8 protein-coding genes, 15 tRNA genes, 1 rRNA gene and 2 riboswitches are annotated in these 13,356 nt (G+C 57.5%); all 24 genes read right to left on the reverse strand.

Translation table 11 applies throughout. The features are described 5' to 3' along the window. Positions 1-165: 165 nt before the first annotated feature. The gene (gene purB / locus ETC00_RS18475) at positions 166-1,461 is read right to left on the reverse strand and encodes an adenylosuccinate lyase (protein ID WP_171567582.1); all 1,296 of its coding nucleotides are present in this window, start codon (positions 1,459-1,461) and stop codon (positions 166-168) included. Next, on the reverse strand, positions 1,454-2,614 hold the full coding sequence (gene purK / locus ETC00_RS18480; protein WP_171567583.1) for a 5-(carboxyamino)imidazole ribonucleotide synthase: 1,161 nt from the start codon (positions 2,612-2,614) through the stop codon (positions 1,454-1,456). Before purK ends, purB begins: the two co-directional genes overlap by 8 nt. Next, entirely contained in the window at positions 2,611-3,099 is a 489-nt protein-coding gene (purE, locus tag ETC00_RS18485; RefSeq protein ID WP_171567584.1) for a 5-(carboxyamino)imidazole ribonucleotide mutase, read from the reverse strand. The genes purK and purE overlap by 4 nt, the downstream gene beginning before the upstream one ends. Positions 3,100-3,390: 291 nt before the next feature. Next, the gene (locus tag ETC00_RS18490) at positions 3,391-4,761 is read right to left on the reverse strand and encodes an NCS2 family permease (protein WP_171567585.1); all 1,371 of its coding nucleotides are present in this window, start codon (positions 4,759-4,761) and stop codon (positions 3,391-3,393) included. A 116-nt stretch (positions 4,762-4,877) separates the two neighbouring features. After that, a riboswitch (purine riboswitch) is annotated at positions 4,878-4,979 on the reverse strand. Positions 4,980-5,061: 82 nt separating this feature from the next. Beyond that, complete coding sequence (gene guaA / locus ETC00_RS18495) at positions 5,062-6,600, reverse strand: glutamine-hydrolyzing GMP synthase (RefSeq protein ID WP_171567586.1); 1,539 nt, start codon at positions 6,598-6,600, stop codon at positions 5,062-5,064. Between the two features lie 173 nt (positions 6,601-6,773). Next, positions 6,774-6,875: riboswitch (purine riboswitch) on the reverse strand. A gap of 20 nt (positions 6,876-6,895) precedes the next feature. Then, positions 6,896-9,121, reverse strand: coding sequence for a DUF4129 domain-containing transglutaminase family protein (locus tag ETC00_RS18500; protein ID WP_171567587.1), 2,226 nt, complete (start codon positions 9,119-9,121; stop codon positions 6,896-6,898). A 4-nt stretch (positions 9,122-9,125) separates the two neighbouring features. Continuing rightward, the gene (locus tag ETC00_RS18505) at positions 9,126-10,334 is read right to left on the reverse strand and encodes a DUF58 domain-containing protein (protein WP_171567588.1); all 1,209 of its coding nucleotides are present in this window, start codon (positions 10,332-10,334) and stop codon (positions 9,126-9,128) included. A gap of 14 nt (positions 10,335-10,348) precedes the next feature. Beyond that, the gene (locus tag ETC00_RS18510; protein WP_171567589.1) at positions 10,349-11,302 is read right to left on the reverse strand and encodes an AAA family ATPase; all 954 of its coding nucleotides are present in this window, start codon (positions 11,300-11,302) and stop codon (positions 10,349-10,351) included. Between the two features lie 228 nt (positions 11,303-11,530). Further along, a tRNA-Arg gene (locus ETC00_RS18515) sits at positions 11,531-11,607 on the reverse strand. Between the two features lie 45 nt (positions 11,608-11,652). After that, positions 11,653-11,728, reverse strand: a tRNA-Gly gene (locus ETC00_RS18520). Positions 11,729-11,865: 137 nt separating this feature from the next. Beyond that, positions 11,866-11,948 (reverse strand) — tRNA-Leu (locus tag ETC00_RS18525). A gap of 73 nt (positions 11,949-12,021) precedes the next feature. Then, positions 12,022-12,097: transfer RNA gene (locus ETC00_RS18530), tRNA-Lys, on the reverse strand. Between the two features lie 7 nt (positions 12,098-12,104). Further along, positions 12,105-12,179, reverse strand: a tRNA-Gln gene (locus ETC00_RS18535). Between the two features lie 12 nt (positions 12,180-12,191). Continuing rightward, positions 12,192-12,267 (reverse strand) — tRNA-Thr (locus ETC00_RS18540). 19 nt (positions 12,268-12,286) lie between these two features. Continuing rightward, positions 12,287-12,362 (reverse strand) — tRNA-Phe (locus ETC00_RS18545). A 43-nt stretch (positions 12,363-12,405) separates the two neighbouring features. Next, positions 12,406-12,482, reverse strand: a tRNA-Asp gene (locus ETC00_RS18550). A gap of 5 nt (positions 12,483-12,487) precedes the next feature. Beyond that, a tRNA-Met gene (locus ETC00_RS18555) sits at positions 12,488-12,564 on the reverse strand. Between the two features lie 25 nt (positions 12,565-12,589). Further along, positions 12,590-12,665: transfer RNA gene (locus ETC00_RS18560), tRNA-Val, on the reverse strand. Positions 12,666-12,668: 3 nt separating this feature from the next. Next, a tRNA-Glu gene (locus ETC00_RS18565) sits at positions 12,669-12,745 on the reverse strand. A 10-nt stretch (positions 12,746-12,755) separates the two neighbouring features. Then, a tRNA-Leu gene (locus ETC00_RS18570) sits at positions 12,756-12,840 on the reverse strand. 9 nt (positions 12,841-12,849) lie between these two features. Continuing rightward, a tRNA-Met gene (locus ETC00_RS18575) sits at positions 12,850-12,926 on the reverse strand. Between the two features lie 26 nt (positions 12,927-12,952). After that, positions 12,953-13,044, reverse strand: a tRNA-Ser gene (locus tag ETC00_RS18580). 5 nt (positions 13,045-13,049) lie between these two features. Next, positions 13,050-13,125: transfer RNA gene (locus ETC00_RS18585), tRNA-Asn, on the reverse strand. A gap of 58 nt (positions 13,126-13,183) precedes the next feature. Beyond that, positions 13,184-13,356, reverse strand: a 23S ribosomal RNA gene (locus ETC00_RS18590); the annotation flags it as partial.

Raw genomic sequence — 13,356 nt, forward strand, 5'->3', positions numbered from 1 at the left:
CATTTTCAACGACAAAGGATAATGCTTGAACTTTTGACCTTTGATAGCCATAAAAAATTCACCCCTTAAAGTAACATCGGTTATCCCAAGGGGTTTTTCCAATGTCTACTTTAAGGGGTGCACTCTATTCCTGCCGGGAGCGTTTGTATGCGCAGCTTGCAGCAATTACAGCAGTCCAAGACGTTTGAAAATCGTATCCACGTGCTTCAGGTGATAGCGGTAGTCGAAGCAGTCGTCCAGCTCTTCCTTGGTCAGCGTGGCGGTCACGGTCGGGTCCTCTTCCAGAATGGAGCGGAACGAACGCTGTTCCTCCCACGCCTGCATGGCGCGCGGCTGCACGGTGTCGTACGCCTGCTCGCGGCTCATGCCCTTTTCGATCAGCTTCAGCATCACCTGCTGCGAGTAGATCAGGCCAAATGTGCGGTCCATGTTGCGCTTCATGTTTTCCGGGAAGACGGTCAGGTTTTTCACGATGTTCATGAAGCGGCGCAGCATGTAGTTCAACAGCTGCGTCGCATCCGGCAAAATGACGCGCTCCACCGAGGAGTGGGAGATGTCGCGTTCATGCCAGAGCGGAACGTTTTCGTAGGCGGAGAGCATGTGGCCGCGCACGACGCGGGCGAGGCCGGAGATGTTCTCGCAGCCGATGGGGTTGCGCTTGTGCGGCATCGCCGACGAACCCTTTTGTCCCTTGGCGAACGGCTCTTCCACTTCGCGCATTTCGCTCTTTTGCAGGCCGCGGATTTCCGTCGCGAACTTTTCGAGCGACGTGGCGATCAACGCCAGCGTCGCCATGTACTCGGCGTGACGGTCGCGCTGCAGGGTCTGCGTGGAGATGGGGGCCGGTTTCAGTCCCAGCTTTTCGCAGACGTACTGCTCCACAAACGGGTCGATGTTGGCGTACGTGCCCACCGCTCCGGAAATTTTGCCGTACGCCACTTCTTCCTTCGCCGCGCGGAAACGAGCCAGGTTGCGCTTCATTTCTTCGTGCCAGAGCGCCAGCTTCAGGCCAAAGGTGGTCGGCTCCGCATGCACGCCGTGGGTGCGTCCCATGCATACGGTGTCCTTGTGCTCGCGCGCCTTGTCGGCGAGGATGGCGATAAAGTCCTCCAGGTCCTTTTCCAAAATCTTGTTGGCCTGAAGCAGCAGGTAGGAGAGCGCCGTGTCCACCACGTCGGTGGAGGTGAGGCCGTAGTGCACCCACTTCTTTTCTTCGCCCAGCGTTTCCGAGACGGCGCGGGTGAAGGCAACGACGTCGTGGCGCGTCTCCTCTTCGATTTCGTAAATCCGCTTGATGTCAAAGCCGGCATTTTCACGCAGCTTTTTCACGTCTTCCTCCGGGATGACGCCCAGCTTGGCCCACGCCTCGCAGGCGAGGAGTTCCACTTCCAGCCACGCCTTGAACTTGTTTTCTTCGGTCCAGATGGCGCGCATCTCCGGTCGCGTATAACGATCAATCATGGTTTACCTCCGCTTGGTTCGTCCAGATTTCCAGTCGATCAATCTGCGCCAGCGCCTCCTCGACGCTGGGCGCCAGCACGTTTATATGCCCCATTTTTCGCTTGGGCTTGCTTTCGTGTTTGCCGTACAGGTGCAGCTTGGCCGTCCGCGGCAGCTGGTCGATGCGGTCCAGCACCGGCTGCAAGTGCTCCCCGAGGATGTTGACCATGACCACGGGGGAGAGCAGTTCCGTCGAGCCCAACGGCAGGTCGCACACGGCCCGCACGTGCTGCTCAAACTGCGAAGTGACGCAGGCATCCATCGTGTAGTGGCCGGAGTTGTGCGGACGGGGGGCCAGCTCATTTACATAGAGTTCCCCGTTTGCGGTGAGAAACATCTCGACCGCGATCAGGCCGACAACGTCCAGCCGTTCGGCGATGGTCCGGGCGATCGCTTCCGCCCGCTGCCGGATGTCGTCCGGCACCCGCGCCGGCACGATGGACAGGTGCAGAATGTTCTCCCGGTGTACATTTTCCGCCGCAGGAAAAACGGCCAGCTCGCCGGACGGATTGCGCGCCGCGATCACGGACAACTCCAGTTGAAACGGCACAAACTGTTCCACGATCAGTTCCGTGCCCGCTTTGAACAACGTATCATACGCTTCGGCCAGCTCCGCTTCGCTTCTCAGGACCCACTGTCCCTTGCCGTCGTAGCCGCCGGTAGCTGTTTTCATCACCGCCGGCAGACCCAGATCGGCAATCGCCGCCCGCAGGCTGTCCAGCGAGTCAATCACGCGAAACGGCGCCACCGGAATCCCCAGCTCCGCGATCGCCGTCTTTTCGCGGATGCGGTTCTGGGTGATGCGCAAGAGACGGCTGCCCTGCGGGACATAGGCCTGGCTTTCCAGCACTTCCGCCACGCGCGCGTCCACGTTTTCAAATTCGTAACTGATCACATCGCTGATCTTCGCCAACTGCATGGCCGCATCCACGTCGTCGTAGCGGGCGACGATCTGCCGGTCGGCCGCCTGGCCGCAGGGCGCGTCCTCAGTCGGGTCCATTGTGACGAAACGGTATCCCATGGCCCGGCCGGCCAACGCGATCATGCGCCCCAACTGGCCGCCGCCGAGAATCCCGATGGTTGCGCCTGGTTTGATCGGAGTTCTGTTCGTCATGCCAATTCACTTGCCTCCAACACATTCTTGCGGATCGCGTCCCGTCTGGCGACAAACCGCTCCTGGATCTCCGGATACTTGATGCCGAGGATCTGGGCCGCCAGCAATCCGGCGTTGACCGCGCCTGCCTTGCCGATCGCCACGGTGGCCACCGGCACGCCGCCCGGCATTTGTACGATCGAGAGCAGCGAGTCCAAACCGTTCAGGCTGGATGATTTGACCGGTACGCCGATCACCGGCAGTTCCGTCTTGGCCGCCACCATCCCGGGCAGATGGGCAGCGCCGCCCGCTCCCGCGATAATCACCTCAAGGCCGCGGCTTTTGGCGCTCTCGGCGTATTCAAACATCAGGTCGGGCGTGCGGTGCGCCGACACCACTCTCTTTTCGTACGGGATTGCGAGCTCGTCCAAAATCGCGCAGGCGTCCTTCATTGTCTCCCAGTCCGACGTGCTGCCCATGATGACACCCACCAACGGTTTGACCATGACACACTTCGCTCCTCTCTGTCAATGTCAGAAGAAAACCCAAACGACATCGGCCGCGCATTGGCCGCTCATCGCCTGGGCTGGCTAGTATGGATCTCACGCTTATCAACATCTTCAGTGTAACAGGGGGAGCGATCGCCTGTCAACCTTGATTCCGAACGTTAATAATTTCATGATATCAAAACATTCGTTTTTAATCATTCAATCGATCAATATCGGATATCCGTTGCGCAATCTCACGCAAAAAAAGACTGCTGCGCCGAGGCGCCGACAGTCTTTGTGATGCTGTTTCTATTCCCGCAGCCAGATGAAGTACGCCAAAAATACGAAGAAGAGCACGTACATCACCGGATGCACTTCGCGGCCTTTGCCTTTCAGCAGTTTGGTGATCGGGTAGACGATAAATCCGGCGGCGATCCCGGACGCGATGCTGTAGGTCAGCGGCATCATCAGAATCGTCAGGAAAGCAGGGAACGCTTCCTCCATCTCACTCCAGGCGATGTTCGCCATGTGCGACGCCATCAGCACGCCGACGATGATCAGTGCCGGAGCCGTTACCGCAGGCGTGACAACCGCGAGTACCGGCGAGAAGAACAGCGCCAGCAGGAACAGCGCACCCGTGACCACGGAGGCAAATCCGGTCCGTCCGCCGGCGGCTACACCCGCAGCCGACTCGATGTAGCTGGTCGTCGTGGACGTGCCAAGCACCGCACCGGCCATCCCGGCGATTGCATCGGAAGCGAGGGCGCTGCCCGCACGCGGCAGTTTGCCGTCTTTCAACAGACCTGCCTGGCTGGCCACACCCAGCAGCGTACCGGTCGCGTCAAAGAAGTCCACAAACAGGAACGTGAATACCACGATCAGCATCTTCATGCTGAACAGCGCGGAGAAATCGCCGAGGTACTGGAACGCAGCGCCGAACGTAGGTGCCAGGCTCGGCGGCATGGAGACGATCTTCTCCGGCAGGTTGACCAGCCCAAAGAACATCCCGACAATGGCGGTCACCAGCATGCCGATGAAAATGGCCGCGTTCACCTTGCGGGACATCAGCACCGCAGTGAGAATCAGGCCAAATACGGCCAATAGCGCGTTTTTCACAGCCAAAATCTCTTCCGGTTTCATGCCTTCCTGTATCGTCAGATGGCCGAGCGAGACGAATGTTGCCGGGTTGTCGACGATGATACCGGCATTTTTCAGTCCGATGAAGGCAATAAACAAACCGATCCCGGCCGATACCGCGTTTTTCAGCCCCTGCGGAATGGAGTTGACGATCGCTTCGCGGATGCCGGTCAGCGACAGCAGCAGGAAAATCGAGCAGGAGAGAAATACGCCGGCCAGCGCTTGCTGCCAGGGAATGCCCATCGTCAGCACGACGGTGTAGGTGAAAAAGGCGTTCAGCCCCATGCCCGGCGCCTGCGCAATCGGCAGACGGCCGACAAAAGCCATCACCAGCGTCCCGATGGCGGCTGCCAGCGCAGTCGCGGTAAAGACGGCTCCGAATTCCGGATAGTTCGCTTTCAGCTCCGGCGGCAGGTCCGCCCCGCTGAGCATGTACGGATTGACAGCCAGGATGTAGGCCATGGCCAAAAACGTGGTTATGCCGGCGATTGTCTCGCGGCGGTAGTTGGTGCCCAGCTTGTCAAATTCAAAATACTTCCGCACCGAATAGACCCCCCAAGTATTGTTTGCGGCAAATGAAAAAGGTCGAGGCGCAAACAACGCCTCGACTCCGAACAAAACACACCGGGCAAAACAGAATGATAAGATCTGCAGACGCATCCCGTTGACGTTTCGTTCGTAGCCAGGCCGTTTACGGCGACCTCGTAGAAACTCCCGAGCCATATTCCCGGGATTATACGAACCTTCTTCCTTACCTGTTCACAACGAGAAGTGTATCAGGAAGAATATTTAATGTCAACGGAAAATACGAACGTTAATTTTTCCTTATCGATTAATATCCGGTTATTCCCACTCAATGGTTGCCGGCGGCTTGGAGGTGATGTCGTACACGACGCGGTTGACGTTCTCTACCTCGTTTACGATGCGGGTGGAGATTTTCTCCAGCACATCCCAAGGAATGCGCGCCCAGTCAGCCGTCATGCCGTCGATCGAGGTGACCGCGCGGATGCCCACCGTGTAGGAGTAAGTGCGAACGTCGCCCATGACGCCCACGCTCTTCATGTCGGGCAGCGCTGTAAAGTACTGCCAGATTTCCCGTTCCAGGCCCGCTTTGGCAATCTCTTCTCGCAGGATGGCGTCCGATTCCCGAACGATCTCCAGCTTTTCTTCCGTTACTTCGCCCAGGACGCGAATCCCCAGACCCGGTCCCGGGAACGGTTGGCGCCATACGATTTCGTCCGGCAGGCCCAGTTCGGTCCCCAGCTTGCGCACTTCGTCCTTGAACAGGGTTTTCAGCGGTTCGATGAGCTTGAACTTCATGTCTTCCGGCAGACCGCCCACATTGTGGTGGGACTTGATCGTGTGGGCCGTTGCCGTTCCGCTTTCCACGATGTCGGTATACAGCGTTCCCTGCGCCAAGAACTCCATGTCGGTCAGCTTGGACGCTTCTTCGTCAAAGACGTAAATGAATTCGTTGCCGATGATCTTCCGCTTCTGCTCCGGATCGGTGACGCCTTTCAGCTTGTCGAGGAAGCGGCGGCGTGCGTCAATTTTGATCACGCGCATGTTGAACTTCTCGGCGAACGTCTCCATGACGCTTTCCGCTTCTCCCTTGCGCAGCAGGCCGTGATCCACGAACATGCAGGTCAGCTGATCGCCGATCGCTCTGTGAATCAATGCCGCCACGACGGAGGAGTCGACCCCGCCGCTCAGCGCGCACAGGACTTTCTTGTCACCCACGGTTTCGCGAATGCGCTTGACTTCGTCCTCGATAAAGGTGGTCATGCTCCAGGTGCCTTCACAGCCGCAGATATGAAACAGGAAGTTGGCGATAAACTCGTTTCCTTTTACCGTATGGCGCACTTCCGGGTGGAACTGAACGCCGTACAGCTTGCGCTCCGGATTGCTGATCGCCGCTACCGGACAGCTGTCGCTGACCGCATCCACGCGGAACCCTTCCGGCAGCTCCACCACTTTGTCGGAGTGGCTCATCCAGACGATTTCGTTTTCGTCCCACTTGTCATAGAGGCTGTGTCGCTGCTGCAGGCGAAGCTCAGCCTTGCCGTACTCGCGCTTCCCGGCGCGCTCCACCTTGCCGGCGAGCATGTGGCTCATCAACTGCATGCCGTAGCAGATGCCCAGCACTGGCACGCCCAGATCAAAAATGGCCGGGTCCACCTTGGGCGCCCCTTCTTCGTACACGCTGGCAGGACCGCCGGAGAATATAATCCCCTTCGGCTGCATCTCCTTGATTTTTTCCACCGGCGTATTGTAGGGCAGCAGCTCGCTGTACACGCCCAGGTCGCGAACACGCCGCGCGATCAACTGATTGTACTGCCCTCCAAAATCCAGAACGACGACCATTTCCATTGGCTTGTCCATGTATATCCTCCTTATCCTGTTTACGCCAGGTTGTCACCGGAAGTTTCCACCCTGCCCTCGGATGTACGGCCCGCTAAGGTCCGGCCCCAAAAAAACCGGGACTGTCGCCTCCGGTTTACCGACGCGGAGGCAGAGTCCCAGTTTGTGTACACTTGTGCGGTTGCATGTACAAAAATCCGAAGTCCTCTCCTCGTAGTCGCTCGATTTACGGTCGAGCGGTAGAAACTTTCAGGCCCTATCCCTGAGATTATACGAGTCTCATTGAAGGACATTCTAACAGACTGCGGGTGAATGTTCAAGGTTTCAGTTGACGGGTAAGCCGTTCGATCACTTGTTCCGCCACCGAGCGTGCCTTGGCTTCGATATCCTTATAGCCGTACAGCATGCGCTCGTACACATGGGTCAGGTACCACAAGTCCTGCCGCTTGTCGCCGGAGATGACCAGGCGGCTGACGTATTCGCGCAGGGTTTCCCCCTGTCGGCGGCGGCTGTACAGGTGCTCCACCAAACGCAGCAGCAGCCTGTAGCGATCCTCGTACCTGTCGTTCGGATAGCTGCTCATCTGGTGCTGCAGCCACCAGACAGCAAAGTGCCGCCTGCGCTTCCAGGCCACCGCCCCGGCCACAGCCAGCAGTCCCAGTCCAAACGCGTACACCTGCCACGGAATGTCAATCGACGAGCCAGAGGTGCCGACTGATCCTTCCAACTCGTCAAGCCGTCCGTTTCTCCGCTCCTCGGCCGTTGTTCCGCCGAGGTCTGGCAGCGGGAGCGGCGCTTGCTGCTCCGTCGTCTGCCGGTCGTATTTTACACGGATCGGCGACACAAACGTGCTGGTCGCCTCAAACGGAATCCAGCCGTGACCCGGGAAGTACACTTCCACCCAGGAGTGGGCGTCCTTGTTGCGCACCTCCACCAGTTCGTTCCCGTTGCCGTCGCTGCCGACCCGATGACCGGGAGCAAAGCCTTTTACCCAGCGGGCGGGAATGCCGATCGTCCGCAGCATCACGGCCATCGAGGTGGAAAAGTGATCGCAGTACCCCCTGCGGGTCTCAAACAGAAACTGGTCGACAAAATCCTCGCCCGGTGCGGGCATTTGCACATCCTTGGTCTCGTATTTATATTCTCCGCTGGTGCGCAGGTAATTCTCGATCGCCCGCACTTTTTCGTACGGTGTTTTCGCGTCCTTGGTCACCTGTTGGGCCAGATCGCGGATTCTCGGCGGCAGGCTGTCGGGAAGCTGCAGGTAGCGCTGCCTGATCGCTTCGGGATAGTCGGTGCCCGCCTGGATCATCGCCTTTTCACTGATGATCGGCACTTCCGCCACCAGTTGGTAATTGTCCAGATTCAACATCTGCGTATGGGGGCCCACCGCCGCTCCTCTTCCGGACTGCTTCACCAGTCTGATCGTGCCGTTCCGCACTTCCACATGCTGATGTTCCTTGTCGTACACCAGCGTCGCCTTCGACGGGGTGTAGTCCGTCAGTTGTTTCAACTGTCCCGGGTAAAAGACGGTCGGAAACTTCGGCCCCTGAAATTCCAGCGAAGCCTTTACCTCTTTCGTCTCCATCCCCTCAAACAGCGCGTGATTCCATCGATACGATTTCGGGGTCAGGATCTCGTCGAACTCCCCGTCCCTTTTTTTCCATCCGCTCCCCGTATACACGTCTTTGGAATCGCCGCGCCAATAGGAGCGCTCATTGGTGATGGCCATGAACACCACGGTCTCGTCCATCGTAAACGGACCGCCCAGGTGCTCGTCGTTGTTGTCGTACCCCACCTTTTTCATCAACCCGTCGCCAAGACCGCCCTTTTGTCCAGTGAGAAACGCGATCGGGTCCGGCCAGGAAGCTTCCTTTTTCGGCGCCGCGTTGGCGATGCCGACCGTGACCGCCACAATCAGCACTGGTGCCAACAAGGATTTCCACAGCGTCCAGCGCCGACCGCCGGTAATGGGCGCCTTGTTGGACATGACGAGCAGCTGGGTGACAGCCAACAGCAAAAATCCGTACACAAGGGTGCGGACGATCCCCCCGTCTGCTTCATACGGCATAAACGTATCCAGCACGGCCAGGTACAGTTCGGTCAGAAAGACAAACCACAGCCCCTGCCGCTGTTCCAGCACCAGATACGACAGCATCGAAATCAACACCACGAGGAGCAGATCAAACAGCGCATTGCGCGAGAGCGGCGTCATGGCCGTCCACTCCTGTTGAAGCGCCAGCGGCAGGTCGTGAACGACCCGGACAAACAGCTCTCTCAGCCATTGCCCGTCGAAAAACGAGATGGCAAAAAAACTGCTGTGCAAAATCACCAGGAGGCCCACCAGCTTGACCGGAAACGTCAGCCAGCGGTACGGCACCACCAGGTCGATCAGCAGTACGCCAGCGGCAATCGCCAAAAACGGCGCCAGGGTGCCGGTGTCAGTCAGCTCCTGAAGCGGCAGCAGCCACTCCCGCAGCATCAGAAACAAGAGCAGAGCCGCGATCCACTCAAATCCTTTGGGTCGCTTCCATACGCTCATGACGTCACGCACCTCCGATCCGCTTCCATTCTTCGACATCGCTCATCGGAACCGCCTTGCAGGTGACCCTGCCTGATGCCAGCAGCCGCAGGGCCTGCTTCTCGTCGAGCGACAACAAAGGATCGTCGTGCACATACAGCAGTTGGACGCGCCGGCCTCGATGGGACAACCGGGTCAGGAGGTCGACCAGCTCCTTGTCGAGGCAGGCCGTGATCACTGTCAGCGTCACGCCCGGCGGCTGCTCCAGCGCTTCCCGACGAAGGATGCGGACAAACGAGTCCGTCCCCTCCGGCATGACGCGGGCCAACTGGTCAAATACCCGGAAAAAATGCGTCGGAGAACAGGCCGGCGGAATGGCCACCCGATCCTTTTGCTTGTACACCAATCCGTAGTGATACTGGTTGCGGTTGGCGTACGCGGTCTGGCTGGCGGTCAGTTTGACTGCTGTTTCAAACAGCTGGAACGGCTTGTTCTGATAATGCTCTTTTTCCACGTCGAGAAAAAACACGACCTGGTTCATCGCCTGGTGCTCGAATTCCTTTGTCTTCAGCCCGGTTCCCCTGGCCGACGCCCGCCAGTGAATCTGGCTCATCCGATCGCCGCGCTGATAGTCCCGGACGCCCCGCACTGCCGCAACATCATCCGAATAGCGGTGCGAGACGTGAATCGTCCCGCTGAAGTTGCCGTCTCCCAACGACCAGCTGTTTAGCTCCCGGTAGCGGGGATAGACCAATAAGTCGTTGGAGAGGGGGAACGTTCGCCGCCGCTCGATAAACCCGAAAAAATCGCCGCCGCTGATGACGCATGCTTCCAGGTGATAGTAGCCGCGCGGCAGTCCCGGAATGACGTAGCGAAACTCCACGCTGCGCTTGAACCAGGGAAAGACAAGCTGACGGTGCGGCTCATACACACCGGCCAGCCGTTCGGGCAGAGGTTCGATCACCATGTTCCACCCCAGCGGAAACCAAATCCTCCGCTTCAGCCGGACGGTCACGATCACGTCCTCTCCTTCTTGCAGGCGCGAACGATCGATTTCACGTTCAACTTCAAGGCCGGTAAACATGAGGGAAAAGGCAAGCACTTCGTACGCCAAGAATACCAGGCAGCTGTAGAACAAAAACCAACTGGCAAATCCGCCTTGAAACTTGGCAAACGCGTACGTGATCGCGATCAGCACAAGTGCCTTGCTCTTCCCGGATATCAATTCTTTCATACGCGTCACCGCCTCTAGCTGACCGGCACGCGAGTTTCCGACAGGATCGCGGACAGAATCCGGTCGATTGTCGCTCCTTCCAGACGCGCTTCCGGTTTGAGAATGATCCGGTGGGCAAAGGTCACAGGCACCAGTTCCTTCACGTCATCGGGAATGACGTAATCCCGTCCGCGTACGAACGCCAGCGCCTGCACAGCTCGGAACAGCGCCAGCGCGCCCCGTGGGCTGACGCCCAAGTAGACCTGGTGATGATCGCGCGTCCGGTGGCACAGGCGGACGATATACTCCTTGACCGACTCCGATACCTTGACAGCGGCGACCTGGCGCTGCAGCTCGGCCAGATCGTCCGCAGTCATCACCGGCTCCAGCTGTTCCAGCGGATTGGCTGCAGCAAAGCGGTTCAGCATGCGCATTTCTTCGTCCACTGTGGGATAGCCCAGGCGAAGCTGCAGGAGAAAACGGTCCAGCTGCGCTTCCGGCAGCGGAAAGGTTCCTTCGTACTCCAGGGGGTTTTGCGTCGCCATAACGAAAAATGGCTCCGCCAACCGATACGTCACTCCGTCTACCGTGACCGAGCGTTCTTCCATTGCTTCCAGCAAGGCCGACTGGGTTTTGGGCGATGTCCGGTTAATTTCATCGGCCAAAATCACATTGGCGAAGATGGGACCGGGGCGAAACTCAAATTCCATGCTTTTTTGATTATAGATCGCCACGCCCGTCACGTCCGTCGGCAATAAGTCAGGCGTAAACTGAATGCGTTTGAAGTCCCCCCCGATCGAGCGAGCCAACGCACGGACCAGCATAGTTTTGCCCACGCCCGGAACGTCTTCCAACAATACATGGCCGTTTGCCAAGATGGCCGTCACGCATAACTCAATGATCGACCGTTTGCCAATCAACACGTTCTCGATATTCCCAATCAATTTCTCCACAGCAGGGTGAGTCTGTTCCAATTTCATTTGATTCATGGTGACACAACTCCTGTTCCCGTGTTATCGTCCAGTACGGCAATCGCAATGGCCTGACAGCTTGTCCATGACCATCCGCGACTTTAGTCGAAAAAATCTACTCCTAACGTACTGGATTAGCTTGGCAGTGACAAGGAAAAAAACGTTAATAGTTGTAAAATTGAGAAACCGCTTATAGAAAAAAAGAGTAGGAAGTTCTCCTACTCTGCGGTTCGATATGCAATGTTATGGCGTGCCCTGAGAGATTCGAACTCCCGACCTTTTGATTCGTAGTCAAACGCTCTATCCAGCTGAGCTAAGGGCACATAAGCAAGATGTCTCTCCGACGCACGTACAGAGAGCAGAAATAATGGAGCGGACGACGGGTCTCGAACCCGCGACCTTCGCCTTGGCAAGGCGACGCTCTACCAATTGAGCTACGTCCGCATGGTATTCAAGATGAGTAATGAAAAGATCCAGTACAGCACAGCTTTCACAGGCAAATCTTCCAAAAGAAGATACTGGAACATGCTGCATCACAGTGTAAAAGGCTTGCACGATTCGCAAACCTTCCCGATCTGCTATGGTGCGGGTGAAGGGACTTGAACCCCCACGGTTTCCCGCCAGAACCTAAATCTGGTGCGTCTGCCAATTCCGCCACACCCGCATACGTCTTGGGGTCCCCGCAAAGCAAACCGATGATGCACAAGTACATTGCTCACTTGTGGGGTTGTAAAAACTGGTGAGCCATGAAGGACTCGAACCTTCGACCCTCTGATTAAAAGTCAGATGCTCTACCAACTGAGCTAATGGCTCATGAAAATGGCTGGGGTACTAGGATTCGAACCTAGGAATGACGGAGTCAAAGTCCGTTGCCTTACCGCTTGGCGATACCCCAATGCGTGATACGTGGTGCCGGCGATAGGAATCGAACCCACAACCCCCTGATTACAAGTCAGGTGCTCTACCAATTGAGCTACACCGGCAAAATCCTATGAAAGGAAATGGTGGTTCGGGACGGAATCGAACCGCCGACACGAGGATTTTCAGTCCTCTGCTCTACCGACTGAGCTACCGAACCGTAAGCGGTTCTCGGTGCGCCATTATGATCCGAGGAAAGTATCTGGCGGAGCTGACGGGACTCGAACCCGCGACCTCCGGTGTGACAGACCGGCGTGAACTCCAGCTTCACCACAGCTCCAGATTTGGTTGCGGGAGCAGGATTTGAACCTGCGACCTTCGGGTTATGAGCCCGACGAGCTACCGGACTGCTCCATCCCGCGACGGTGAAAAAACATCGTGTAAGAATGGTGGAGGCTGACGGGATCGAACCGCCGACCCTCTGCTTGTAAGGCAGATGCTCTCCCAGCTGAGCTAAGCCTCCATATGGTGACCCGTAGGGGATTCGAACCCCTGAATGACAGCGTGAAAGGCTGCTGTGTTAAACCACTTCACCAACGGGCCATGTTGCTGATGGTGCGGTCGGCGAGACTCGAACTCGCACGGGTCGCCCCGCCACCCCCTCAAGATGGTGTGTCTGCCAATTCCACCACGACCGCAACTTAGGATGGTAGCGGTGGAGGGGCTTGAACCCCCGACCTTTCGGGTATGAACCGAACGCTCTAGCCAGCTGAGCTACACCGCCACGCACTATGAATGTTGTAAGGGATATGGCGGAGAGTGAGGGATTCGAACCCTCGCTACGCTATTCGCATACTAACGGTTTAGCAAACCGTCCCCTTCGGCCTCTTGGGTAACTCTCCGCGTATGGCTCCTCGGGAGGGACTCGAACCCCCGACCGATCGGTTAACAGCCGATTGCTCTACCGACTGAGCTACCGAGGAACGTTGAAGACTTCGCGCCTTCAAAACTGGACATGCATGGAGGCAAAGGATCATTGGAGTGGATAAGTCCTCGACCGATTAGTATTCGTCAGCTCCACGCGTTGCCGCGCTTCCACACCGAACCTATCAACCTCATCGTCTTTGAGGGGTCTTACCAGCTTGACGCTGTGGGAAGTCTCATCTTGGAGGGGGCTTCACGCTTAGATGCTTTCAGCGCTTATCCCGTCCGCA

Origin of the sequence: Brevibacillus sp. MCWH (assembly GCF_013096935.1) — a bacterium.
Lineage (GTDB): Bacteria > Bacillota > Bacilli > Brevibacillales > Brevibacillaceae > Brevibacillus > Brevibacillus aydinogluensis.

What these genes read in the sequence shown, in the direction of transcription:
- purK (WP_171567583.1), bottom strand. Translation starts at nt 2,614, where the DNA reads ATGACGAACAGAACTCCGATCAAACCAGGCGCAACCATCGGGATTCTC.
- ETC00_RS18500 (WP_171567587.1), bottom strand. Translation starts at nt 9,121, where the DNA reads ATGAGCGTATGGAAGCGACCCAAAGGATTTGAGTGGATCGCGGCTCTG.
- guaA (WP_171567586.1), bottom strand. Translation starts at nt 6,600, where the DNA reads ATGGACAAGCCAATGGAAATGGTCGTCGTTCTGGATTTTGGAGGGCAG.
- purE (WP_171567584.1), bottom strand. Translation starts at nt 3,099, where the DNA reads ATGGTCAAACCGTTGGTGGGTGTCATCATGGGCAGCACGTCGGACTGG.
- ETC00_RS18505 (WP_171567588.1), bottom strand. Translation starts at nt 10,334, where the DNA reads ATGAAAGAATTGATATCCGGGAAGAGCAAGGCACTTGTGCTGATCGCG.
- ETC00_RS18510 (WP_171567589.1), bottom strand. Translation starts at nt 11,302, where the DNA reads ATGAATCAAATGAAATTGGAACAGACTCACCCTGCTGTGGAGAAATTG.
- purB (WP_171567582.1), bottom strand. Translation starts at nt 1,461, where the DNA reads ATGATTGATCGTTATACGCGACCGGAGATGCGCGCCATCTGGACCGAA.